The sequence below is a fragment of the Bordetella genomosp. 8 genome (genome assembly GCF_002119685.1).
Classification (GTDB): Bacteria; Pseudomonadota; Gammaproteobacteria; order Burkholderiales; family Burkholderiaceae_B; genus Bordetella_C.
Map to the genome: position 1 here is coordinate 1,748,248 of NZ_CP021108.1, position 23,644 is coordinate 1,771,891.

Here is a 23,644-nt window from a genome sequence, read left to right on the forward strand (position 1 = left end):
CCGCGTCACGGCCGACGCTGCGCCGATTCTGCCCGGCTGCGCCAAGTGCTTGTGCGGCAAGGCATTTTTGAATCTGCCCCAAAGCTATCCCAAGGGTTGTCCACAAAACGTGGGGATAAGCGTCCCGCCATGGCGCCTGGGCCATCCCTGCTCGCCGGGCCCAAGTGCTTGACTGCCAAGGGATTTTTCGAGCTGCTCAACAGCTATCCCAAGGGTTGTCCACAAAAGGTGGGGATAAATCATAGGATGAATCGCCGGGGCGTTGAAATGCACCATGTCGGCTTGCAATAGTGCGAGAACTTTCTTAAGCCGCCCCCGATGACCCTATGATTTAATACCTCGCCGCCCGACGGAGAGGCCCGATGCGCCCGACCCGGCCGTGCCGGCATGCCACGGCCGCGCGGCGGACACGTGAGCGTATACCGCGCCCCGCGAGCGCGCGGATAAAACAATACGGAGGCATAGGAATCGATGATCGACACGACACGACGGAAGTGGGTGCTGGCGGCGGCCGGCGGCGCGGTGGTCGCTGCCACGCCGGTACGGCGCGCCATGGCGGCGCCTGAGTTCCGCTACAAGTACGCCAACAACCTGCCGGCCACGCATCCCATGAACGTGCGCGCGCGTGAAGCCGCCGCCGCCATCGCCAAGGACACCAACGGCCGCTTCCAGCTGGATGTCTTTCCCAGCAGCCAACTCGGCTCGGATACCGACACCCTGAGCCAGCTGCGCGCCGGCGCGGTGGAATTCTTCACCTTGTCCGGCCTGATCCTCTCCACGCTGGTGCCCGCCGCGTCGATCAGCGGCGTGGGCTTCACCTTCCCCGACTACGACACCGTCTGGAAGGCCATGGACGGTCCGCTAGGGGCCTTCATCCGGCAGGAGATCCAGGCCAAGGGCCTGCTGGTGATGGACAAGATCTGGGATAACGGCTTCCGCCAGGTCACCACCAGCACGCGGCCCATCAATGCGCCGGGGGACTTCAAGGACCTGAAGATACGCGTGCCGGTCAGCCCGCTGTGGACGTCCATGTTCCAGGCGCTGGGCGCGGCGCCGGCCAGCATCAACTTCAACGAAACGTATTCGGCGCTGCAGACCCGCATCGTCGACGCGGAGGAAAACCCGCTGGCGATCATCCAGACCGCCAAGCTGTATGAAGTGCAGAAGTACTGCTCCATGACGAACCATATGTGGGACGGCTTCTGGTTCCTGATGAACCGCCGCGCCTGGGAAAAATTGCCCAAGGATATCCAGGGCATCGTCTCGACCCACATCAACGACGCCGGCATGAAGATGCGCGCCGACACCTTCAAGCTGAACGGCGAACTGCAGACGCAGTTGGCGCGGCAGGGGCTGGTTTTCAACACACCCGATCCCGCGCCCATCCGCGAGGCCCTGCGCAAGGCGGGCTTCTACAAGGAGTGGCAAGGCAAGTACGGCGACAAGGCCTGGGCCATCCTGGAACAATCGGTCGGCAAGCTGTCGTGATGCCCGAGGTGCGCCCGCCGCCCGCGCAGGGCGTCGTTGCGTCCGCCGCCGGGCATGACGCTGCGCACGCCGCTGCGCATGTCGCTGCGCACGCCGCCGATCGCGTCGCCGCGGGGCCTGCCTGGATGCGCGGCCTGGATACCGTCCTGGGCCTGCTGATCGAAATTCCCGCGGCCCTGCTCGTGGTCGCGGAGATCGCCGTGCTGTTCGCCGGTGTCGTCGCGCGCTATGCCTTCCACACGCCGCTGGTATGGTCCGACGAACTCGCGTCCATCCTGTTCCTGTGGCTGGCCATGCTGGGCGCCGTGGTCGCCTTCCGCCGCGGCGAACATATGCGCATGACGGCGCTGGTCAGCCGTGCGCCGCCCGCGGCACGCGCTTTCCTGGATGTCGTCGCCATGGCGGGCGCGCTGGCCTTCCTGTTGATGATCGCCATGCCCGGCTACGAGTATGCGGTCGAGGAGCAATACGTCACCACCCCGGCGCTCGAGATATCCAATATCTGGCGCGCCGCCGCCTTGCCGGTCGGCACCGCGCTCATGATCGCGATCGGGCTGTTGCGGCTGGCCGCTCGCGCGCGCTGGCGCGTCACGCTGGGCGCGGTCCTGCTGGTGGCCGCCATCGTCGCCGGCATGATGGCGCTGCAGCCCCTGTTCGCCCAGTTGGGCAATGCCAACCTGGTGGTCTTCTTCGTCGGCGTGGTCGCCGTGTGCGTGTTCGCCGGCGTGCCCATTGCCTTCTGCTTCGGCCTGGCGACTTTCGGCTACCTGGCCTTGAGCACCGGCACGCCGATGATGGTGGTCGTGGGACGCATGGACGAAGGCATGTCGCACCTGATCCTGCTCGCCGTGCCGATGTTCGTGTTCCTGGGCGTGTTGATCGAGATGACCGGCATGGCCGAGCGCATGGTGGGCTTCCTGGCCAGCCTGCTGGGGCATGTGCGCGGAGGCCTGTCGTATGTGCTGATCGGCGCGATGTACCTGGTGTCCGGCATCTCGGGCGCCAAGGCGGCCGACATGGCGGCCGTCGCGCCCGTGCTGTTTCCCGAGATGCGCAAGCGCGGCGCCAGCGAAGGCGATCTGGTGGCGCTGCTGTCGGCGACCGGCGCGCAGACTGAAACCATACCGCCCAGCCTGGTGCTGATCACCATCGGTTCGGTCACGGGCGTATCGATCACGGCCTTGTTCACCGGCGGCCTGCTGCCCGGACTGGTGCTGGGGCTGATGCTGTGTTTCGTGGTGTGGCGACGTAGCCGCCATGAAGACATGGGCAATGTCGCGCGGGCCACGCGCCCGCAGATCCTGCGCGCGCTGATGATCGCGCTGCCGGCCCTGGCGCTGCCCTTCGTGATCCGCGCGGCGGTGGTGGAGGGCGTGGCGACTGCCACGGAGGTCTCGACCATCGGCATCATCTACTCTGCCCTGGTCGGCCTGCTGGTGTACCGGCGCTTCGACTGGAAGCGCCTGTGGCCCATGCTGGTCGATACCGCCAGCCTGTCCGGCGCCATCCTGTTGATCATCGGCGCCGCGACGGGCATGGCATGGGCGTTGACGCAATCCGGTTTTTCCCATCAGCTGGCCGACATGATGGCCGGGCTGCCGGGCGGCGCCGTCACCTTCCTGGCCGTGTCCATCGTCGCATTCGTCATCCTGGGCAGCGTGCTGGAAGGCATACCGGCCATCGTGCTGTTCGGGCCCCTGCTGTTCCCGATCGCCCGGCAGATCGGCGTGCATGAAGTCCACTACGCCATGGTTGTGATCCTGGCGATGGGCATAGGCCTGTTCGCGCCGCCGTTCGGCGTCGGGTACTACGCGGCCTGCGCCATCGGCCGGGTCGCGCCGGATCGCGGCATGCGGGCCATCGTGGGCTACCTGGTGTCCATCGCGATCGGGCTGATCATCGTCGCGGCGATCCCGTGGCTGTCCATCGGCTTCCTGGGGAAAGCCGCACCCTGACGGCGCGGCCAACGTCGCGCGCGCGGCACGGCGGGCCAGGGACTACAGCGCCGCTTGCAACGCCGTCATCAGGCCCTGGGCGTTGCGCATCCCCTGGTCTTCGAAGTTGGTGTTGAGGATGACATGGGTCGTGCGCACGCGATCGGCCAGGGCCCGCACGCGACGGGCCAGCTCTTCGAGTTCGGCCGTGCTGTATTCGTAGTTGAAGCGGCCCGACGATGCGTTGCCCGACGCGGTCCACGCCGCCGCGTTGCGTCCATGCAGGCGGACCAGCGCGAGGTCGTCGCGGGTGGTTGCCCATACGGGCGGAACGGCGTCCTGGAAGCCCTGCGGCGCGTCGACGACGGTGTGCGCCGCGCCCAGCTCGCGCAGGAAATCCAGCGTGGAGGCGGCCGCCGCGCCATCGAACCAGGCGCGATGGCGAAACTCCACCGATGCGATATGGTCTTCCAGGTGCGCGACGCAATCGGCGACGCGCGCGCGGCCGCGCGCATCCGGCTTGATCCAGCGCGGAAACTGGAAATGCACCGTGCCAAGTTTGCCGGACATGCGCAGGGGCTCCAGCGCGAATACGAAGCGTCGCCAGCTTTCCTCCACCACGTCGCGCGGCAACTGGTCTATGAACACGGCATCGCGGCCGGCGTGCGCCGGTGGCTCCGGCAGCGCGTCGCGCAGATCGCCGTCCAGCGCCGCCCAGGGGGTCTGATGGCCGGTGAACAGGCGGAATGCCTTGATGCTGATGACGAAGTCGTCCGGGGTGCGCGTGGCCCATGCCTGGGCATTGCGCGCCGATGGCAGGGTGTAATAGCTGGAGTCCACTTCGACGATGGGGAACCGCGTGGCGTAATGGCGCAAGCGGGCCTCGGCGGTGGTGGTGCCGGCGGGGTAGAAGCGGCCGGACGCCAGCAAGGTCGGGTCGGTCCAGGAAGCGGTGCCCACCAGGATGGCCGGCGCGGGCGGGCCTGATGGTGCGCGCGCGTCGTGCTGTGGATGGGTGGAAGGCGTCGTGGACATGGGCACTCGCGTGAGGTCGCGGTGCATTATCCCAGGGTCGGGCTTGCTGGGGTTGGGCCGGCCCGGGCAGACCGGCCCGGCCCATGCGGCCCCTGGCGATGGGGCGGGCTGGGAAAAGCGTCAGGCGCTGGCGCGATAGCGGTCGCGCAGCGCGCGCACCTGGTCGTGGTTGCGCAACACGCCTTCGTATTGCTTCTGCACCACGGCGCGGATGTCTTCCGGCAGGGGCTCGCGCAGCGCGTCGGTGTAGTCATGCTTGGCGACGTCTTCGCCGCGTTCGCATTCTTCCAGGATGGATGCATCCGTGCGGCCCGCGACCGCGGCCTTCAGGTGCACCCAGCCACGATGCACGGCGCCCGCCACGCTGCCGCTGGTTTCAGGCTCGCCGCCCAGACGTGCCACGATGGCCTGCAGTTCGGCGGCGCCGGACGCGCAGTCGGTGGCGCGGTTCTGGAAGAGGCCGCGCAGTTCCGCATCCTTGGTATCCTCGGCCGCGGCAAGAAAGCCTTTCTCGCCATTCTTGCAGGTCTCGATAAGGTTGTTCAGCAGTTTGACGATACGGTCGGCCATGGCAATCTCCTTGGTTGAAACGGCGCGCCGCTCGCTGCGGCAGCGCATACATGGACGCAATCGCAAACCACGTACCCGGTGGGAAAGGCGTCCGGCGGGCGCGGTCGGACTGAGGTTTTATCCAGTATCATGGCGGGCTCGCACTGCTCGGTCAGCGCGTGCCCATCCTTACTGTCCGGCCGCCCCAGTCCCCCATGTCAGAGAGTCCCGCCGCCAACGCCGCCGCGCCCGATCCGCTCGCGGATCTGAATCCCAGCCAGCGCGAGGCCGCCGAATACGGCGCCGCGCCGGAAGGTGCCGGCCCGCTGCTGGTCATCGCCGGCGCGGGATCCGGCAAGACCAGCACGCTGGCGCACCGTGTGGCCTATCTGATCCTGAAGGGCGCCGATCCGCAGCGCATCCTGCTGCTGACGTTTTCGCGCCGCGCGTCCATCGAAATGGAGCGCCGGGCGGGCGCGGTCCTGCAGAAGGTGCTGCGGCAGCAGGGCCAATACGGTGGCATCGGGGCGGGGATGACACCGCCCGCGCTGCCTTGGGCGGGTACCTTCCATGCCATCGGCGCGCGCCTGCTGCGTGAATTCGCGCCTCGCATCGGGCTGGCCGAGGCCTTCACCGTGCACGATCGGGGCGATTCCGAGGACCTGATGGGCATGCTGCGCCACGAGCTCGGATTGTCTTCGACGGAATCGCGTTTCCCACTGAAGGGCACCTGCCTGTCGATCTATTCGCGCGTGGTGAACAGCCAGTCGCCGCTGGACGGCATCCTGAAGGACGTCTACCCGTGGTGCGCCCAATGGGAAGAGCAACTCAAGCGCCTGTTCCGCGCGTATGTGGAAGCCAAGCAGTCGCAGCAGGTGCTCGATTACGACGATCTGCTGCTCTACTGGTCGGAGATGATGTCGCATCCCGAAATCGCCGCCGACGTGGGCGGGCGCTTCGACCATGTCATGGTGGACGAATACCAGGATACGAATCGCCTGCAGGCCGCCATCCTGCTGGGGATGAAGCCCGACGGCAAGGGGCTGACGGTGGTGGGCGACGATGCCCAGGCCATCTATTCCTTCCGCGCGGCCACCGTACGCAACATCCTGGATTTTCCCGGGCAGTTCAGCGCCGCGCCCGGCCAGCCGCGGGCCAAGGTCGTCACGCTGGAGCGCAATTACCGGTCGACCCAGCCCATCCTGGACGCTTCCAACGCCGTCATCGCGCAGGCGCGCGAACGGCACGCCAAGCAGCTGTGGACGGAGCGCAAGTCGTCCAACCTGCCCAAGCTGGTCACGGTAAGCGATGAAGCCGGCCAGGCCCGCTGGGTGGCCGACCAGGTGCTGGCCCAGCGTGAAGCCGGCGCTACGCTGAAGTCGCAGGCGGTGCTGTTCCGCGCTTCAGGACACAGCGCGGCCGTGGAACTGGAGCTCACGCGGCGCAATATTCCCTTCGTCAAATTCGGCGGCCTGCGTTTCCTGGAAGCCGCGCACATCAAGGATCTGCTGGCGCTGCTGCGATGGGCGCAGAATCCGCGCGGGCGGATGTCGGGTTTTCGTGTGGCGCAACTCGTGCCCGGCATCGGGCCCGCGACGGCCGGCAAGCTGCTGGACGCGATGGACGCCGCCACGGATCCACTGGCGGCAATGGACGGCTTCAAGCCCGGCAATGCAGCGCGCGAGGACTGGCAGGCATTCGCACAGGTGTACAAGGACTTGTGCACCCCGTCCCTGGCATGGCCGGCCGACCTGGACATCGCCTTGCGCTGGTACGCGCCGCACCTGGAGCGCCTGTACGAGGATGCCCGCGTGCGCAAGTCGGACCTGGACCAGTTGGCGCGCATCGCCGCCGGCTACGGCTCGCGCGAACGCTTCCTGACGGAGCTGACGCTGGATCCTCCGGACGCCACCAGCGCCGAATCCGGCGCGCCGCTGCGCGACGAAGACTACATGATCCTGTCGACCATCCATTCCGCCAAGGGACAGGAGTGGAAGTCGGTCTACGTGCTGAACGTGGTGGATGGCTGCATCCCCTCCGACATGGCCACCGGGTCGGCGGAAGAGATCGAGGAAGAACGCCGCCTGCTGTATGTCGCGATGACGCGCGCCAAGGAGGACCTGCACCTGATCGTGCCGCAGCGCTTCTATGTGCACCAGCAGACGGGCATGGGTGATCGCCACGTATACGGATCGCGCACGCGCTTCATTCCCGACGGCATGGCGCCGCTGTTCGAGTTCCTGCCCAAGCTGCCGGAACTTCCGGCGTCGCGCGCCGCCGCGCCGGCGCCCGTCACCCAGCTGGATGTGGGCGCCAGGCTGCGCAAGCTGTTCTGAGCCCGCGCCGCCATGCCGGACTCGCCGAAGCTAGCACCGGCCGGTCGACCGGCCGGCGCATCCACTTACTTCTTGTCGCCGCTCTTGTCGTGCTTGGCCTTCCAATCCACGTCATCCTTGGACGTGGAAACCTTGCGGTCCATCTTTTCCGCGACGCTCGGCGAAATCGGATCGCTGGCAGGAAAGGTTTCCTCGATGGCTTCGTCCAGGGATTCCTGGTAGGTAGGCGCCTTGTCGTGCGTATGATCGGCATCCTTGCCGGTCTTTTCCTGGCGGCCTTGTTTCGAATTTCCTTGCGTCATGACGTTCTCCCTTCGGCGTGGCGGATCGGCCCGCACCGATCGCCGCGTTATGTTGAGGACCGGCGCCTGGGTGCTTCCCAGGACGCCACCGCCTGCCCAGCAGCAAACCGCATGCCTCCAGCGTGTTCGCCCGGGCGCGCCGCCGTCGCCCCGCGTTCCGGCGTCGCGCGCTCGGCCGGCGTCAGTCCGGCACCGGCTCCATCGGCAGCCGCAGCGCGCTCATCAACGCGCGGGCGTCGCGGGGCGCCATCACCTTCATGTCATTGTCGAAATAGCAATAGACGTCGCGCGGCCCCCGAGCGTCAGGTGTCGCCGGCGTGCGCGGACCCGCCAGCCGCGCCCCGCGCGGCGTCGCCCCGCGTGCCCAGGCCGCGATGCGGCGCGCCCAGTCCGCGATCGCCGAAGCGCTGTAGCCGCTGCTGTACAAAGCCTGGTCGCCATGCAGGCGGATATAGGCGAAGTCGGCCGTGGCGTCTTCCAGCAAGGGCCACTTGCCGGCCGTATCGGCCGTCACCAGCGCGATGCCGCGCCGCCTGAGCGCGTCGACGAATTGCGGACAGGCAAAACTGGGATGGCGAACCTCCACGGCGTGGCGCAGCGGGCGCCGCGCGTCGGTCTCGGTCAGGTCGCGGCCATCGAGTCGCGCGCCATGCCGGCGGGCCATGCGCGCCGCGGCGACGGTATCGCGCGGCAGCATGTCCAGGAAGGGTTCGACGCGGCCGGCGTCCCATTGCAGGGTAGGCGGAAACTGCCAGAGGAAGGGCCCGAGCTTTTCGCGCAAGGCCAGCACGCCGGACGCGAAGAAGTTCGCCAGCGGTTCGTCCAGCTTGCGCAGCCGCAGGGTATGTGTGATGTACCGCGGGCCCTTTACCGCGAAGACGAAACCACCCGGCGTCTCATCGCGCCAATGCTCGAAGAACGCCGGCTTCTGCAGCGAGTAGAAAGTGCCATTGATTTCAACGGTGCAGACCTTGCGCGAGGCATAGGCCAGCTCACGGTCCTGAGGCAGGTCGTCGGGATAGAAGTGGCCGCGCCATGGCGCATAGCGCCAGCCCGAAATGCCGATGCGTACGGCGCCGCTTGCGCGGCCAGGTCCTTGCCTGTGTTCAGCCATGCGTGGGTTCCATACGGGACAATGTCAGGCAAGGCCGCTGCAAGCGCCATGCCGTGCCCGGGCGTCATGCACCCCGGTGCTATCATCGTCGGCTGCTCGAAACGGACCGGTGGCCACACGGCGCGGCACGTGTCGAAAGCCATGAAGGAATTGCCATGCAGGAACCCGAAGCACTCTCTTCCGCGCATCGCGACGCTGGCGGTCCGGATGCGGCGCCCGCCACGGGTGCGGCCACGCCCGGCACCGAATACAACGGCGAGGTCGTCGCTTCGATCTCCTACGTGAAAGGCCGGCGCGATGTCGCCGTGCCCATCGAGCAGATCCATTCCTATGTGGGCCAATCGGAACGCCTGTTATGGCTGGGCGTGAAGAATCCGCATCCCGAGTTGCTGACGCGCGTGGGCGAAGAACTGCAGCTGGGGCCGAAGGCCATGGAGGAAATCCATGAACCCCACAAGCGCCCGAAGATCATCGATTACGGCAATGTCGTGCTGGTGGTCGCGGTGACGCTGGAAGTGGACGGCGACCGGCCGCTGTTCGGCGAAACGCAACTGATCATCGGCAACGGTTTCCTCTTCACGGTGCGGCGCGGATCGACGGCGCCCTACAGCGCGCTGCGCGAACGCCTGGAAGCGGCACCGGAGCTGCTGGCGCGCGGCAGCGATTACGTCGCCTCGGAGCTGCTCGATTTCCTGGTCGACCGCTATGTGCAGGGCGTCACCAAGCTGGAAGCGGTGGTGGAAAACGCGGAACAGAAACTCCTGATCCGCGGCGCCAAGGACACGGACATCCGCAGGCTTTACCGGCAGCGGCGCGATCTGCTGCGCATCCATAACGCGATCGCGCCGATGTCGGAGATCTGCCGGCGCCTGGCTCGCGTTGAAATGACGGCCATCGACGAGCATGCCCGCCCGTATTTCGCGGAAGTGGCTGACCGGGTGACGCGCATCGACGAACTGGTGGCGGCGCTGCGCGATGCCCTGGCCTTTGCGTTCGAGGCCAGCCTGATGATCGGGCAATCGCAGCAGAACGACACGACCCGCCGCCTGGCGTCGTGGGCCGCCATCCTGGCGGTGCCGACGGCCGTGGCGGGCATCTACGGAATGAACTTCCAGCACATGCCTGAGCTGAGCTGGGAATATGGTTACCCCGTCACGTTGGCCGGAATAGGGCTGGCGTGCGGGCTGTTGTATTGGCGTTTTCGGAGAGCAGGGTGGTTGTGAAGGCAGGACGGGCGGTACGGGGATTGAACACGGTATTGCGGCGTATGGGCGTGTCACGGCCCATCGTCGCGGTGGTTACCGCGGTGGCGAGCGTAGGCGTGGCGTATTGCTCGTCGTCGCGCGGTCCGGCGGTAAGGACCGAAACCGCGTACACCCTGGAAGGCCGCATCGTCCGTGTCGCCGACGGCGATACGGTCACGCTGCTGGGCGCCAATAATCGCCAGTACAAGATCCGGCTGGCCAGCATCGACGCGCCGGAAACCGGCCATGGCAAGGAAAAGCCGGGCCAACCCTTTGCCCAGGCTTCGCGGCAGCACCTGGAAAGCCTGGTGGCCGGGCGGACGCTGACGGCGCGCTGCTACGAGCAGGACCGTTATGGCCGCGACGTGTGCGACCTGCCGGCGGCCGACGGGGAAACCGCCAACCGCAAGCAGGTGGCCGCGGGGTATGCCTGGGCCAATACCACGCGCCATGGCGAATATCTGCGCGACGCCACGCTGCCCGCCGCCGAACGCGCGGCGCGCGAGGCGCGCAAGGGGCTGTGGGCGCAGCCCGGCGCGATCGAGCCCTGGGTGTGGCGGTTCCAGTGCTGGAACGAGCGCAAGTGCGCGGTCGCCGGCTCGTCCCAGCCCTGACCTTCCCGAACCCTCCCGCACCCGAACTCCCCGCCACCCTGAACCTCGACGGCGGGGCCAGGGATTACCCCCGGTTCCTCACTGGCGGCGATCGACCGGCGGCCAATCCGGCCTATATCGAGGGCCAGTTTGCTATCCTTGCCGCGACATCGACTTGCGGCGGGATCGGGGCAAATGGGGAGCATCAGGCGGCTTTGGGTCACGGCGGCGCTTTGCGTCGCCGCACTGGCGGGCTGCGGGCAGGAAAGCCCGATCAACAGCCCCTATCCGTCCGGTGCGGAAAAGGACAACACGCTTTACACCGCCTTTACCCGCAATTCGCCGAAATTTCTGGATCCGGCCAGCTCGTATTCGGTGGACGAGACGCCGTTCACCTATAACGTCTATGAGCCGCTGTACGGCTACGACTACCTGGCCAGGCCGTACAAGCTGATCCCGCGCGCCGCCGCGGCCATCGACGTTCCCACCTATCTGGACGCGCAGGGCAAGGTGCTGCCGCAGGACGCGCCCGGCCAGAGCATCGCCGAAAGCGTCTACGAAATCCCCATCCGTCCGGGCATCCGCTTCCAGCCGCATCCCGCCTTCGCCCGCGATGCCGACGGCCGCTACGCGTATTTCCCCCTGCGTCCCGGCGAACTCGACGACAAGTCGGCGATCCCGGACTTTCCGCAAACGGGCACGCGCGAGCTGACCGCCGACGACTACGTGTATGCCTTCCGCCGGCTGGCCAGTCCGCGCATCGTCTCGCCCATCTATTCCTTGATGGCCGATTATGTGATCGGCATGAAGGACTACGGCGACCGCCTGCGCGCGCTGGATCAGCAGGCGCGCGCCAAGCTGCCGCCGGATGCGCGCGACCTGCCCTGGCTGGACCTGCGGCAGATCGGCTTCGACGGCGTCACCGCGCCGGATCCGCATACCCTGCGCATCCGCATCAAGGGCAAGTATCCGCAGTTCAAGTACTGGCTGGCCATGACGTTCACCGCGCCGGTGCCCTGGGAAGCCGAGCGCTTCTACAGCCAGCCCGGCATGGCTACGCGCAACCTGTCCTTGAACACGTGGCCGGTGGGCACGGGGCCCTACATGATGGTGGAGTCGCTGCAGAACCGCCGCCACGTGCTGGCGCGCAATCCGAACTTCCATGGCGAACCCTATCCCTGCGATGGCGAGCCGTCGGATCGCGCTGCCGGTCGCCTGGCCGATTGCGGCAAGCCCACGCCCTTCATCGATCGGGTGGTGTTCAGCATCGAAAAGGAGTCCACCCCGCTGAGCGGCAAGTTCATGCAGGGCTATTACGACATACCGCAGGTCGAGCGCGGCGAATACGGCGTCGCCATGCTGGTGGCCGCCGGCGATTCGCCCGACAAGGCCGCGCGCTATCGCGAACATGGCATCCAGCTGCCCACCACGGTGGAAACGCAGAACTGGTACATGGGCTTCAACTGGAACGACCCCGTGGTGGGCAAGGGCGACACGCCCGAGAAGCAGGCGCGCAATCGCAAGCTGCGGCAGGCGATCAGCATCGCATTCGACTGGGAGGAGTACATCGCCATCTTCGAGAACAGCCAGGCGGCGGTGGCCTATGGTCCCGTGCCGCCCGGCGTGCTGGGCTACAAGGCCGCTCCGGAAGGCATCAATCCGGTGGTCTACGACACGGTGGACGGCAAGCCGGTACGCAAGTCCATCGAGCTGGCCAGGAAGCTGCTGGCCGAGGCCGGCTATCCCGGCGGCCGCGACGCCGTGACGGGCGAACCGCTGGTGCTGCACTACGACGCCATGACCGGCATGGGCGCCAGCCCGATGTTCGACTGGATACGCCGCCAGCTGGACAAGCTCGGCATCCAGCTGGACGTGCGGTCCACCGACTACAGCCGCTTCCAGGACAAGATGCGGCGGGGCACGGCGCAGATGTTCCTGTGGGGCTGGAACGCGGATTATCCGGACGCGGAGAACTTCCTGTTCCTGCTGTACGGCCCCAACGCGAAGGCGACGTCGGGTGGCGAGAACGCGTCGAATTATGAGAATCCGGAGTTCGACAAGCTGTTCGACCAGATGAAATTCCTGGACGACGGGCCCGAGAAGGCGGCGATCATCGATCGCATGGTGGCCATCGTGCAGCGCGACGCGCCGTGGATGTTCGGCTATTTCCCGATGTCCGGCGGGGCTTACCAGCAATGGGTGGGCAACGCCAAGCCGACGCAGATGGTGCGCAACACCCTGCAGTACATGAAGCTCGATCCCGCGCTGCGGGTGCGCAAGATAGATGAATGGAATCGGCCCATCTGGTGGCCGCTGGCCCTGCTGGCCTTGCTGATCGCGCTGGCGATATGGCCTTCCTACCGCGCCATACGCAGGCGAGAAAAGCAGACGGCATTCGGCGATCGCGCCGCTTCCACCGGGGAATCGACATGACCGCATACATCATCCGCCGGCTCCTGTACGGCATCCTGATCCTGATCGGGGTGAACCTGTTCACCTTCCTGCTGTTCTTCGCGGTCAACACACCGGACGACATGGCGCGGCTGTCGATAGGCGGGCAGCGCGTCAGCCAGGACGCCATCGAGAAATGGAAGGCCGAACGGGGCTACGACAAGCCGCTGTTCTTGAACACGACGTCCGATGGCGCCTCGCGCTTCACCGACACCATCTTCTACCAGAGGTCCGTACCCTTGCTGCGCATGGACTTCGGCGCGTCGGACGCCGGCCGCGACATCGGCCGCGAGATACGCACGCGCATGTGGCCCAGCTTGGCGCTGGCGGTGCCGACCTTCGTGCTTGGCCTGTGGGCGAGCATCGCGTTTTCGCTGCTGCTGGTGTTCTTCCGCGCCACCCGGCTGGATTTCTGGGGCGTAGTGCTCTGCGTGGTCCTGCTGTCGATATCGGGGCTGTTCTACATCATCGCGGGCCAATGGATGTTTTCCAAGATACTGAGCCTGGTGCCGTATTCCGGCTATGCGGGCGGCCTGGACGCGGTCAAGTTCCTGGCGCTGCCGGTGGCCGTCGCGGTGGTGTCGCGCCTGGGGCCGGAAGCGCGTTTCTACCGCACCCTGTTCCTGGAGGAAATCGGCAAGGACTATGTGCGTACTGCCCGCGCCAAGGGGCTGACCGAGACGGCGGTGCTGTTCCGCCATGTGCTGCGCAATGCCCTGCTGCCCATACTGACCGGCACCGTTGCCACGCTGCCCCTGCTGTTCATGGGCAGCCTGATCGCCGAATCGTTCTTCGGCATTCCCGGCCTGGGCAGCTACACGATAGACGCCATCAACGCGCAGGATTTCTCCATCGTGCGGGCCATGGTTTTCCTGGGATCGGCGCTGTACATCGTCGGCCTGATCCTGGCCGATATCTCCTACACGCTGGCTGATCCCCGCGTGCGTTTCGAGTAAGCGCCATGCCTCTGATCGTTCTGCTCTGGACCGATGTCGCCCTGTACCTGATCGTGGTCGCGGTATTGGCGTATGGCTGGCATGTCCGGCGCACGCCGACCCTGCGGTCGACCTGGCTGCGCGTCGCGCATGACGGTCCGGCCATGTGCGCGGCGGCGGTGCTGGCGGTGTTCGCCGTGGTCGGCCTGCTGGATTCCGTGCATTACCGGCCCCGCCTGCCGCCGCTGCCGGATGCCGCCGCCGGCGCGCCCGTGGCCTATGCGCCGTCGACCAAGTCGCTGCTGGACACCCTGCTGGCCGGCACGGTGTTGACCCGGCCGGAGAAGACCTATTCCGCGCCGCTGGCGGCGCGCCAGTTCACCAAGGAAACCATGTTGGTGGACGGCCAGCCCGTGCGGGATTTTCCGCGCCTGCGCGCGGGTGCGGCGCACCTGAAGAATCCGGACATCGAACGCTGGCCCGACGTCGCATGGCGCGCGGGAGCCGGCCTGGCCGGCGGCGTGGTGACGGCGCTGGCGATCGGGGGCGTGCTCGGCCTGGGGCTGGGACGGCGGCGCGCTTCCTGGCGCGCCGGGCTGCGCGACCTGGTGCGCGGCGATACGGACATACGCTGGCGGCCCATGTACGTCACGCTGTGCGCGCTGTGCGTGCTGGGCGGGCTCCTGGCCGGCCTGGCCACGGGCTACCATCCGCTGGGCACCGACCGGACCGGCAACGACGTCTTGTGGCAGGCCATCAAGAGCGTGCGCACCGCGCTGGTGATCGGTAGCCTGACGACCTTGTCCATGTTGCCGCCGGCGCTGGGTTTCGGTATTGCCGCCGGTTATTTCAAGGGCAAGGTCGACGACGCCATCACCTATCTGTACACCACGCTGACGTCCATACCTGGCGTGCTGCTGGTGGCGGCCTGCGTGCTGATGATGCAGGTCTACATCGACAACAATCCCACGCGCTTTCCGACGTCCGCCGAACGCGCCGATCTGCGGCTGTTTCTGCTTTGCCTGATCCTGGGGCTGACCGGCTGGGCCGGCCTGTGCCGCCTGGTGCGCGCCGAAGTGCTGAAGCTGCGCGAACTGGAGTACGTGCAGGCCGCGCGCGCCTTTGGCGTGTCGAAGTGGGGCATCATGCGGCGCCACCTGGTGCCCAACGTCATGCATATCGTGCTGATCACGGTAGTGCTGGAGTTCTCGTCCCTGGTGCTGTACGAGGCGGTGCTGTCGTATCTGGGGATAGGCGTGGACCCGAGCATGAATTCCTACGGGTCCATGATCAATTCGGCGCGGCTGGAAATGTCGATGGATCCCATGATCTGGTGGAACCTGCTGACGGCCTTCGTGTTCATGCTGGCGCTGGTGCTGTCGGCCAACCTGTTCGCCGACGGCGTGCGCGCGGCCTTCGATCCGCGTGCACGCAAGTTCAGGGCGCGCCGCACGCCGGTGCTGGCGCCGCCGCCCACTGGCGGCTTGTTCGCGATATCGCCGGTGGCCGCGGAAGGCCGTGAAGTCACGCGCCAGCAAGGAGACCGCCAATGACCGCCGACACCGTGTTGAACGTGCGGGACCTGCGTGTCGAGATCGCCGGCGAGCGCGGTGTCGCGGTCGCCGTCAAGCGGCTGGAACTTGCCATCGCACGCGGGGAGACCTTCGCGCTGGTCGGCGAATCCGGCAGCGGCAAGAGCATGACGGCGCTGGCGCTGTTGCGGCTGTTGCCCGATGCCGGCCGCATCGTCGCGGGGCAGGTGGAGCTGGGCGGCGAGGACTTGAACCGCCTGCCGGAAAGCGCGATGCGGCGCGTGCGGGGCGGGCGTATCGGCATCATTTTCCAGGAACCCGCCACCAGCCTGAACCCGGTGATGCGTGTCGGGGACCAGATCGTCGAAACGCTGATCGCGCATACCGAATTACGCGGTGCGGCGGCGCGCGCCCGCGCCATCGATTGGCTGCGGCGTGTCGGCATTCCCGAACCCGAGCGGCGGATCGACGACTACCCCATGCAGTTCTCCGGCGGTCAGAAGCAGCGGGTGATGATCGCCATCGCGCTGGCGGCCGAGCCATTGCTGCTGATTGCCGACGAACCCACCACGGCGCTGGATGTGACGGTGCAGGCGCAGGTGCTGGAACTGCTGGCGGGGATCCAGCGCGACATGGGCATGGCGATGCTGCTGATCACCCATGACCTGGCGGTGGTGCGCAACGTGGCCCAGCACGTGGCCCTGATGCGGTTCGGCGAGATCGTCGAATGCGCGCCGGCGGAGCAGTTTTTCACCGCGCCTAAGCATCCCTATGCGAAGCAGTTGTTCAACGCCATCCCCGCATTCGAAAAGCGCGGCCGTGCCCTGTCCGGCGGGCAGGGTGCGGATGCGCCCGCTGCCGGTCAGGTGTCCGGGATCGAACCGGCGGCGGGCAATCGGGACGCCACGCTCGCCATGCCCGCCGCCGCCGATGTCGTGCTGGAAGTGCGCGACCTGTCCGTGCATTACCCCGTGCGCAAGGGGCCGCTACGCCGTGTCCAGCGCTGGGTCAAGGCGGTCGATGGCCTGGGTTTCAGCCTGCGTGCCGGCGAGACCCTGGCCTTGCTAGGCGAATCCGGTTGCGGCAAGACCACCACCGGCAAGGCGCTGCTGCGCCTGATCGAAGGCGCGCACATCGGCGGCCAGGCCATGCTGGACGGGCAGGACCTGATGCGTGCGCGCGGGCGGACGCTGGCGCGCCTGCGCGAGCATATCCAGATCGTCTTCCAGGATCCTTTTGCGTCGCTCAATCCGCGCATGCGCGTGGGCGACATCCTGCTCGAAGGCGTGATGGCGCTGCGGCGCGATCTGCCGCGTCAGGCCTGCACCGATCGCGTCGGCCGGCTGCTGGCGCGCGTGGGCCTGCCGGAGGACACCGCGACGCGGTATCCGCACGAGTTTTCCGGCGGGCAGCGCCAGCGTATCGCCATCGCCAGGGCGCTGGCGGTCGAACCGAAGGTGCTGATCTGCGATGAGCCGACATCGGCGCTGGATGTGTCCATCCAGGCACAGATCCTGGACCTGCTGCGCGACCTGCAGCGGGAACTGGGCATCGCCTATCTGTTCATCACGCATAACTTCAGCGTGGTCGAGTACCTGGCGGATCGCATCGCCGTCATGCATGGCGGCCGCATCGTGGAACTGGACGATACCGCCACGGTGCTGCGCCAACCCAGACACGAGGTGACGCGCCGCCTGTTGGCGGCCGTGCCACGCCTGCACTTCGGCGCTACGCCGCCGGAAACGGCGGCGTAGCGCGCAGCGTCAGCGCCGGCCCAGCACGCCGCCCAGCAGGCCACCCAGCAGGCCGCCTTGCTGCTGTTGCTGCTGCGTCGCCGTGGAGCCGGTGCTGGTCGTGGCGCCCGCGGTCGCCAGCAGGCCGCCCGACGGGGCGCCGCTGGACGTGGCGGTGGTGGCGCCTGCGCCGGCTCCGGCAGTGGCGCCCACGGCAGGCGTGCCCGTGGCGCCGCCCGCCGTGACGCCGGCCCCTGCGCCCACGCCCGCGCCGACCCCCGCCGCCGGTGCTCCGCCAGCCACGCGCGTGACCCCCTGGATCAGGCCGCCCAGCAGGCCGCCGTTATTGGTCGCGCCGTTGGCCGGATCGCCCGTGACCGTACCCACCAGCCCGGTGACGGGCGCCAGCAGGCCGGCATTGCCCGTGCCGCCCGCCGGCGTGCCGGCGACGCTGCCCAGTACGCCGTTGATCGGCGCCAGCACGCCACCCGTACCCGGTCCGGCCGCGCCGCCGGTCAAGGCGGCGACACCACCGGTCGCGTTGGCCAGCGTATTGCCCACCGGGTTGGCATTGGCCGGTCCGCCGTGCACCAGCCCGCCCGTGCTGGCGACCGCGCCGCCCACGCCATCGAGCAGCCCGTTGACGCCGTTCAGGGGCGTATTCTGGCCACCCGCATCAATCCGCGCGATGCCGGAACCCACGTTGGTCAGCAGGTTGTTGACGGGCGCGCCTACGCCCAGGTTGTCGCCCGTCGTTTGCGTGATCGAGCTCACCTGGGTCACGACTGGCGAAACCATGGGATCGAGCGCCGCGCCGGTGCCATCCAGCGGCGCGGTCAGTCCGAGGTCGGCCAGGTTGTCCACGCCGGTGCCGGTATTCTTCAAGGCCGGCTGCAGGATGGGCATAGATGGCTTGTCCAGCAGGGATCCGGTCAACGTGCCGGTCAGCGCATTGACCGGCTGCAGGAGTCCGCCCTGGCCGCCTTGCGAACTGGTCAGCGCGCGCACGGCGCCGGTGGCATTGGCTGCCACCGACGCCAGTGGCGATTGCAGCGTGGAGTTGGGATTGAGCAGGTCGCCGGTGTCGGCCACGGTCGCACCCAATCCGCTGACGGCGCCGCCCAGCCCCGTCGTCAGGTTGGCCGGCGACTGCGTGCCCGACACCCGCTGGCCCGTCGCGTCCAGGGTGGAACCGACCTGGTTCAGCAGATTGTCGGTCGGCGCGCCCAGGCCGGTGGCCCCGCCGACCCGCTGCGTCAACGTGGTGGCGTTGGCGACCAGTGGCTGCACGGTGCCGTCCAGGGCTTGGCCCGTATTCGACAAGGCGGAATCCGTGCCGATCGGCGCGACGTCGTTGACGGCCGCGCCCACGCCACCCAGGGTGTTCTGCAGGACGCCCGACGTCGTGGTGGACCCGCCGCCCGTGCCGTCGCCGGGCGTGCCGCCACCGGGGTTGCCGCCCGGATTGCCACCGCCGGGATTGCCGCCCGTTCCGCCACCGCCCGTTCCGCCGCCCGGCGTCCCCGGCGCGCCGCCTCCGCCTCCACCACCATCGCCGGCACCCCCGCCGCCACCGCTGCCAGCACCACCGCCACCGCTGCCTTGCATGCCCCCATCCGGCATGCCGTTGGAAGCGGTTCGATCGTGATGGTGATGGCCGCCACCACAGGCGGATAGCGCGCCCAGCAATGCGATGGCGATCGCGGTGCGGCGCAGGCCCTGTTCGACATGAGAAACGGAAGGAAGGACGGTTCGCATGGAGGTCTCCTTATGCGGATTCATGGCAGCCCCCACGGGGCCGATGCGAAGTGCCATGCGAAATCCATGCCAACCCGAAAATGGCTGTTTTTCCCAGGGAAAAAGGCGTGCGGGGCGCCGCGCGCGTTACGACGTTACCTGAGGCGTTACGTGACGCGGGTAACGCACGTAACCCTCGCGACGCGTGCCACCCACCGCGATTCAGATCGCGTTGTAGTAGAACGAGTAGTTGGCATTGAACCGCCACCCCCGGCCATCGCCTTCCGAACTGGCGGACGCGATGGGCTTGGCCACGTTGAAGTCGAACAGGTAGTAGCGATCGTCCGTGACTCGCATGCCGATGGCCACCGACGAGAGATGCTGTGTGTTGTAGGGCTTGAGCTCGGCGGCGTTGTACCAGGTACGCGCGTAGTCGATCAGCAGGTAAGGCTGCAATGCCGACACCATGGGTATGCCCACGGTGAAGCGCCGGTTCACTTCCGCCGATGCGCCTACCCCCTTGTCGCCGCTCTGCTCGCCCTGCGGATAGCCCATCCCGAAACGCCAGCTGCCGAAGGAGATCTGTTCCGATGTGGGCAGTACGTCATCGCTGTATTGTCCCGCCGCCGCCAGCGTCAATCCGAATTGCGCGGGCAGTACGAAGCTCTGCTTGGCATTCAGGTTCCACCGCGTGAAGTCCAGGTCGACGTTCGGCACGGACGAATAGCCGTAATTGGAGTCGATGTACTTGTCCGCGCCCAGGGTGTCGAATCCTTGGGACACGCTCAGGCTCACATCGGTGCTGCGCGCCGGCGCCACGGTGATGTAGCGCAGCTCCGCCGTCGCGGCGCGCACGCGCGTATCCTGCCGCAGCCACAGGTCCGAATGGCGCAGGTCGTAGCGATCCTGCGCATTGACGGCGTAGACGCCCAGCGTGCCCGTCAGCGATTGGCGGTTGTCCAGCAGGAAGGGATAACTGAGCCCGATACCGACGCGGTCGGTCTGCACGGTGCGATCGAAGCCCAGTTGTTCGACCGCGTCGTCTTCCGGCTTGGCCTTGTAGTGGAAACCATCGATTTTCAGGCCCAGGCCATCATGGCCGATGGGGATGGTGATGTCCCCGGCGAAGTAGCGTACGTCATCGGTCCCCAGCGGGATGCTGCCCGTCAAGCGCGTCTGCTCGCCCAGCGGTGTCAGGCTGTTGGCGCTGGCGGAAAGCAAGGGCTGCATGCCGGTGCCAAGGTCGACAACGCCGCCATTGGCGCTGACTGCCTGATGGCGGACATCCAGCACCAGCTCTGTGGCGCCATCGGCGCGGCGTGGCAATTCCAGCGCGGGCTTGAACGTCACGCCAGGCACCATGCGCATCAGGTTGAGCACGCGTTCCAGCGTGGCCGCCGTCAAGGGCTTTTCGCGCAGCAGGGGTTGGGCCAGCGAGTCGATGCGGGCCTTCGCGGTACCCGCGTCGCCTTCCACGCGCACGTTGGAAATGAAGCCCTCAACCACGGTAACCACGACCTTGCCCTGCGCGAAGCTCTGGTTCTGCACGACCGCGAAGGACAGCGGGAAGCCGCGTGCGCGATAAAGCGCGGTGATACGGTCAGTCTGCTGCACCAGTTCGCCGACAGAGATTTCCTTGTTGGCCAGCGGCGTCAGCAGGGCGGACACTTCCGCGAACGGGATGGCGTGCACCCCGATGACGTCGAAGTGGCGCGGCACGATGCGTTGGGCCAGGCGGGCTTCGACCGCGGACTGCTCCGGCGTGCGGCCTTCCAGCCGCGGGGGCGGCGCCTGGGTGCGCGGCTTTTCCAGCGGCGGCAGCGCATCCACGGGATTGCCGCGCAAGGGGCCATCCGCATGGGCCGCCGCACAGAGGCCGAAGGCCAGCAAAGCCACGCCGCCGATGTGCATGAAGATTTCCTTCGATGGGACCGGGATGGGAGCCGAAGTGCAAAGGGGGAGGATCCGACGACGTCGTGCCATGGTCTGGGCGCTGTACTTGGATGTTTCCGTGGAAGGATGCCCAGCGCGGCGTCCGTTTAATGCTTGCCGAATGTTTTAGGTGTCTACGACTTGCTTCCAAGGAAGAGCTGGCGTAGCCCAATTTGCACGGAAGCGACGCCGGAGTAGGGCCCCGCTACACCGTGCTTACACATTTGTAAATTCAAAATTTTCTTATAGATCATATGGATGAATCCTCAACCACAAGGATTTGATTCAATTCCACCTTTATGACCTAGGACTTTCCCGGATGCCATCCGGATTGCCTTGGTAAAGACTGATCTGGCCTGCAACCCCTTTTGGCCTCATGAAATAGCAAACCACGCCGGGGCGGGCTATGCCCCGCGGTAATCAGGCGGACGTCATGGACAACCTCTCCCATCCGCACCAAGGCGCTGCCTGCCGCGCTCCGCGCGGGCGCGAGCTCGTCGCGGTTTCGGCAGCGATGCGCAGCCTGCTCGACGATGCCCGCGCGTATGCCGACGCGCGCGCCAGCGTGCTGATCCTGGGAGAAACCGGCGTGGGCAAGGAATGCATCGCACGCCTGCTGCACGACAGTGCCCCCTGGGCGCGCGGGCCATTCGTCGCGGTGAACTGCGGTGCCGTTCCCGAAGGCTTGTTCGAGGCGCATTTCTTCGGTCACGCGAAAGGCGCGTTCACGGGTGCGTTGGGTTCCCACAAGGGCTATTTCGAGCAGGCCGACGGCGGCACCCTGTTCCTGGATGAAATCGCCGATATGCCGCTCTACCAGCAAGTGAAGTTGCTGCGGGTGCTGGAGCACAACGTGGTGACGCGACTGGGTGCCGCGGTGGACACGCCGGTCGACTTCCGGCTGGTGGCGGCGACCAACCAGGATTTGCGCGCACGGGTGGCGCAGGGCGCCTTCCGTGCCGATCTGTATTACCGGCTGGCCGTCATCGAGTTGCGGGTGCCCAGCCTGGAAGAGCGTGGGCCGGAAGAAAAACTGGCAATTTTCAGTGCCTTCATCGACCGCGAGCTGCCGGGGCAGGGCGAGCTGCTGCCGGCCTGGCTGCGGGATCGCGTGGCCCATGCGCGCTATCCCGGAAATGTTCGGGAACTCTGCAACCTGGCGGAGCGCGTCGCCATCATGCGCCGGCGTGTGGGCAGCTGGGACCAGGCGCAGATCGAGAAAGTGCTGGCCAGCGGCATCTGCCTGCCGACGGCCGCGCGCTCCCTGCCGCCCGCGCCCTGGTTGACGCCGGCTCAGCGGGCCGACCGCGAACGGGTCCTGGCGGCGCTGCGCGCCCACGGCTGGCGCCGGCAGGTCACGGCGGCCGCCCTGGGCATCAGCCGCAAGGCGCTATGGGAAAAGATGCGCAAGTTCGAATTGAGCGAGGCCGCCGAGCTGGCCGCCGCGGCGGAACGCGGCTGACGGTCCGCCCGTTGCGCTGGCGCGACAACGGCACCTGCCCCCGGGCCTTCCACGGTGCGCGACGCCGCGATGGCGTACTATCTGGCGGTTTGCCCAGCCGGGATGCATCTTGCAATGCCGCGCCGCGCCGCCATATCCCTTTTATGAAAGTATTCGACCTTCAGTGCGACGAGCAGGGCCATCTATTCGAAGGCTGGTTTGCCTCGCATGAAAACTACGACGAGCAACAGGCGCGCGGCCTGGTGTCGTGTCCGATGTGCGGCGCGAACAAGGTGTCCAAGCGCCTGTCCGCGCCGCGGCTCAACGTCTCCCATCTGAAAGCGCCCCAGGGCGCGCCGCAGCCCGCCACCCAAGGCTCGCCCGCTGCCGCCACCGCCGCGCCCGCGGACATGGCGCGCCTGCAGGCCGCGATACTGCAACAGGTGCGGGACATGGTGCGCAAGGCCGAAAACGTCGGCCCGCGTTTCGCCGAAGAGGCGCGCCGCATCCATGAAGGCGAGGCTGACGAAAGGCCGATACGCGGCACGTCCACGCCGGAAGAGCGCCAGGCCCTGGCCGAAGACGGCATCGATTTCCTGGCGCTGCCGGACATCTTCGACGACGACCGCCTGCAGTGAGATCAAGGGGCCTGCTTGCCGGCCCTCGGGACCTTGCCTGCCGTGGACCATCTGGGCGGCTGCAGCGGCTGGCTACCCGCCGCGGCGTCGCGTGACCGGCGTCCCCAGCCGGTGATGGTCCCATTCTGGTTGTACGCGGCGTAGATGAGATCGTAGTCGTACCCGAACAGGTCGCAGAACATCGAGCGCGACATCTTGCCCACGGTCACCCCTATCAGTTTCCCGGCAAGCGCGTGATCCTCCGTACTCAAGCCGGTCTGCCGATCCACAGGGGGCAGCCCGGCGTTTTCGCGATCGCGTGGCGTCATGATGTCGCCGGCGATCAGGGCGCGCCCCACCGGCGTCAGGCTGCCGCCGGGTTGCACCAGCGCGCGCACGACCCGCAGCGCCACGCCATACCGATCGGCGCAGCCGTTGATGCTGCAGCCGCCCGTCCGCAGGCGTTGGCTGATGTCCAGGACGATCTCGCGGGTGATCTCGCTCCGGGGGCTTCGGCTCGGCAGCTTGGCCTTGCCGGCGGCGCGTTGGGGCGGCCTGGCTCCCGATATGTCGCAGGGCGGCGTGGCCCACGGGTCGCCCTGGCGCGCGACGTCGTCGGCGATCAGCAGCATGGACGGGCTGAGCGTGCCGAACAGGTCATCGATTCCATC

At 67.2% G+C, this 23,644-nt stretch carries 17 protein-coding genes and 1 pseudogene; 11 read left to right on the top strand and 7 right to left on the bottom strand.

Annotated elements, in window-relative coordinates; all coding sequences use genetic code 11:
- Positions 1-471: 471 nt before the first annotated feature.
- Positions 472-1,488 carry a TRAP transporter substrate-binding protein gene (locus CAL12_RS08055; protein WP_086064016.1) on the top strand — a complete coding sequence of 339 codons (1,017 nt, stop codon included), beginning with the start codon at positions 472-474 and terminating at the stop codon, positions 1,486-1,488.
- Positions 1,488-3,443 carry a TRAP transporter large permease gene (locus CAL12_RS08060; RefSeq protein ID WP_420042786.1) on the top strand — a complete coding sequence of 652 codons (1,956 nt, stop codon included), beginning with the start codon at positions 1,488-1,490 and terminating at the stop codon, positions 3,441-3,443. The genes CAL12_RS08055 and CAL12_RS08060 overlap by 1 nt, the downstream gene beginning before the upstream one ends.
- Positions 3,444-3,485: 42 nt before the next feature.
- On the opposite strand, the gene CAL12_RS08065 is transcribed toward CAL12_RS08060, so the two are convergent.
- Both CAL12_RS08065 and CAL12_RS08070 read right to left on the bottom strand, forming a co-directional pair.
- Positions 3,486-4,457, bottom strand: a complete 972-nt coding sequence (locus CAL12_RS08065; RefSeq protein WP_086064017.1) for a DUF72 domain-containing protein — start codon at positions 4,455-4,457, stop codon at positions 3,486-3,488.
- 120 nt (positions 4,458-4,577) lie between these two features.
- On the bottom strand, positions 4,578-5,027 hold the full coding sequence (locus CAL12_RS08070; protein ID WP_086064018.1) for a PA2169 family four-helix-bundle protein: 450 nt from the start codon (positions 5,025-5,027) through the stop codon (positions 4,578-4,580).
- Between the two features lie 194 nt (positions 5,028-5,221).
- Here CAL12_RS08070 and CAL12_RS08075 point away from each other — a divergent pair, with 194 nt between their 5' ends.
- Positions 5,222-7,342 carry an ATP-dependent helicase gene (locus CAL12_RS08075; RefSeq protein ID WP_086064019.1) on the top strand — a complete coding sequence of 707 codons (2,121 nt, stop codon included), beginning with the start codon at positions 5,222-5,224 and terminating at the stop codon, positions 7,340-7,342.
- A 65-nt stretch (positions 7,343-7,407) separates the two neighbouring features.
- Here the strand turns inward: CAL12_RS08075 and CAL12_RS08080 are convergent, their stop codons facing one another.
- Positions 7,408-7,644: a hypothetical protein gene (locus tag CAL12_RS08080; RefSeq protein ID WP_086064020.1), complete on the bottom strand. Its 237-nt coding sequence runs from the start codon at positions 7,642-7,644 to the stop codon at positions 7,408-7,410.
- A 181-nt stretch (positions 7,645-7,825) separates the two neighbouring features.
- The gene (locus CAL12_RS08085) at positions 7,826-8,758 is read right to left on the bottom strand and encodes a DUF72 domain-containing protein (RefSeq protein ID WP_086064021.1); all 933 of its coding nucleotides are present in this window, start codon (positions 8,756-8,758) and stop codon (positions 7,826-7,828) included.
- A gap of 155 nt (positions 8,759-8,913) precedes the next feature.
- Between CAL12_RS08085 and CAL12_RS08090 the strand changes: the two genes are divergently transcribed.
- The 6 genes from CAL12_RS08090 to CAL12_RS08115 all read left to right on the top strand — a co-directional run bounded on the left by CAL12_RS08090 (position 8,914) and on the right by CAL12_RS08115 (position 17,267).
- Complete coding sequence (locus tag CAL12_RS08090) at positions 8,914-9,981, top strand: magnesium and cobalt transport protein CorA (protein ID WP_086064022.1); 1,068 nt, start codon at positions 8,914-8,916, stop codon at positions 9,979-9,981.
- Positions 9,972-10,616, top strand: a complete 645-nt coding sequence (locus CAL12_RS08095; protein WP_232464742.1) for a thermonuclease family protein — start codon at positions 9,972-9,974, stop codon at positions 10,614-10,616. The genes CAL12_RS08090 and CAL12_RS08095 overlap by 10 nt, the downstream gene beginning before the upstream one ends.
- A gap of 174 nt (positions 10,617-10,790) precedes the next feature.
- A complete protein-coding gene (locus CAL12_RS08100; RefSeq protein ID WP_086064024.1) occupies positions 10,791-13,028 on the top strand; it encodes an ABC transporter substrate-binding protein in 2,238 nt (745 codons plus the stop codon).
- Entirely contained in the window at positions 13,025-14,002 is a 978-nt protein-coding gene (locus CAL12_RS08105; RefSeq protein ID WP_086064025.1) for an ABC transporter permease, read from the top strand. The genes CAL12_RS08100 and CAL12_RS08105 overlap by 4 nt, the downstream gene beginning before the upstream one ends.
- Positions 14,003-14,007: 5 nt before the next feature.
- On the top strand, positions 14,008-15,534 hold the full coding sequence (locus CAL12_RS08110; protein ID WP_086064026.1) for an ABC transporter permease: 1,527 nt from the start codon (positions 14,008-14,010) through the stop codon (positions 15,532-15,534).
- Complete coding sequence (locus tag CAL12_RS08115) at positions 15,531-17,267, top strand: ABC transporter ATP-binding protein (protein ID WP_086064027.1); 1,737 nt, start codon at positions 15,531-15,533, stop codon at positions 17,265-17,267. Before CAL12_RS08110 ends, CAL12_RS08115 begins: the two co-directional genes overlap by 4 nt.
- Positions 17,268-17,276: 9 nt before the next feature.
- Here CAL12_RS08115 and CAL12_RS08120 read toward each other — a convergent pair whose 3' ends face one another.
- Both CAL12_RS08120 and CAL12_RS08125 read right to left on the bottom strand, forming a co-directional pair.
- Positions 17,277-19,004, bottom strand: coding sequence for a collagen-like triple helix repeat-containing protein (locus CAL12_RS08120; RefSeq protein WP_157792921.1), 1,728 nt, complete (start codon positions 19,002-19,004; stop codon positions 17,277-17,279).
- Between the two features lie 201 nt (positions 19,005-19,205).
- Entirely contained in the window at positions 19,206-20,894 is a 1,689-nt protein-coding gene (locus CAL12_RS08125) for a ShlB/FhaC/HecB family hemolysin secretion/activation protein (RefSeq protein ID WP_086064029.1), read from the bottom strand.
- A gap of 517 nt (positions 20,895-21,411) precedes the next feature.
- Here CAL12_RS08125 and CAL12_RS08130 point away from each other — a divergent pair.
- Together CAL12_RS08130 and CAL12_RS08135 are read left to right on the top strand one after the other, a co-directional pair.
- Positions 21,412-22,377 (top strand): annotated as a pseudogene (locus CAL12_RS08130) (sigma 54-interacting transcriptional regulator); the annotation flags it as partial.
- A gap of 143 nt (positions 22,378-22,520) precedes the next feature.
- Positions 22,521-22,994 carry a DUF1178 family protein gene (locus tag CAL12_RS08135; RefSeq protein ID WP_086064031.1) on the top strand — a complete coding sequence of 158 codons (474 nt, stop codon included), beginning with the start codon at positions 22,521-22,523 and terminating at the stop codon, positions 22,992-22,994.
- Positions 22,995-22,996: 2 nt separating this feature from the next.
- Here the strand turns inward: CAL12_RS08135 and CAL12_RS08140 are convergent, their stop codons facing one another.
- The gene (locus tag CAL12_RS08140) at positions 22,997-23,605 is read right to left on the bottom strand and encodes a hypothetical protein (RefSeq protein ID WP_086064032.1); all 609 of its coding nucleotides are present in this window, start codon (positions 23,603-23,605) and stop codon (positions 22,997-22,999) included.
- Between the last annotated feature and the right edge of the window lie 39 nt (positions 23,606-23,644).

Excerpts from the sequence above, each read along its gene's own strand:
- CAL12_RS08055 (WP_086064016.1), top strand. The coding sequence starts at position 472 with ATGATCGACACGACACGACGGAAGTGGGTGCTGGCGGCGGCCGGCGGC.
- CAL12_RS08060 (WP_420042786.1), top strand. The coding sequence starts at position 1,488 with ATGCCCGAGGTGCGCCCGCCGCCCGCGCAGGGCGTCGTTGCGTCCGCC.
- CAL12_RS08065 (WP_086064017.1), bottom strand. The coding sequence starts at position 4,457 with ATGTCCACGACGCCTTCCACCCATCCACAGCACGACGCGCGCGCACCA.
- CAL12_RS08070 (WP_086064018.1), bottom strand. The coding sequence starts at position 5,027 with ATGGCCGACCGTATCGTCAAACTGCTGAACAACCTTATCGAGACCTGC.
- CAL12_RS08075 (WP_086064019.1), top strand. The coding sequence starts at position 5,222 with ATGTCAGAGAGTCCCGCCGCCAACGCCGCCGCGCCCGATCCGCTCGCG.
- CAL12_RS08080 (WP_086064020.1), bottom strand. The coding sequence starts at position 7,644 with ATGACGCAAGGAAATTCGAAACAAGGCCGCCAGGAAAAGACCGGCAAG.
- CAL12_RS08085 (WP_086064021.1), bottom strand. The coding sequence starts at position 8,758 with ATGGCTGAACACAGGCAAGGACCTGGCCGCGCAAGCGGCGCCGTACGC.
- CAL12_RS08090 (WP_086064022.1), top strand. The coding sequence starts at position 8,914 with ATGCAGGAACCCGAAGCACTCTCTTCCGCGCATCGCGACGCTGGCGGT.
- CAL12_RS08100 (WP_086064024.1), top strand. The coding sequence starts at position 10,791 with ATGGGGAGCATCAGGCGGCTTTGGGTCACGGCGGCGCTTTGCGTCGCC.
- CAL12_RS08105 (WP_086064025.1), top strand. The coding sequence starts at position 13,025 with ATGACCGCATACATCATCCGCCGGCTCCTGTACGGCATCCTGATCCTG.
- CAL12_RS08110 (WP_086064026.1), top strand. The coding sequence starts at position 14,008 with ATGCCTCTGATCGTTCTGCTCTGGACCGATGTCGCCCTGTACCTGATC.
- CAL12_RS08115 (WP_086064027.1), top strand. The coding sequence starts at position 15,531 with ATGACCGCCGACACCGTGTTGAACGTGCGGGACCTGCGTGTCGAGATC.
- CAL12_RS08120 (WP_157792921.1), bottom strand. The coding sequence starts at position 19,004 with ATGCGAACCGTCCTTCCTTCCGTTTCTCATGTCGAACAGGGCCTGCGC.
- CAL12_RS08125 (WP_086064029.1), bottom strand. The coding sequence starts at position 20,894 with ATGCACATCGGCGGCGTGGCTTTGCTGGCCTTCGGCCTCTGTGCGGCG.
- CAL12_RS08135 (WP_086064031.1), top strand. The coding sequence starts at position 22,521 with ATGAAAGTATTCGACCTTCAGTGCGACGAGCAGGGCCATCTATTCGAA.
- CAL12_RS08140 (WP_086064032.1), bottom strand. The coding sequence starts at position 23,605 with ATGCTGCTGATCGCCGACGACGTCGCGCGCCAGGGCGACCCGTGGGCC.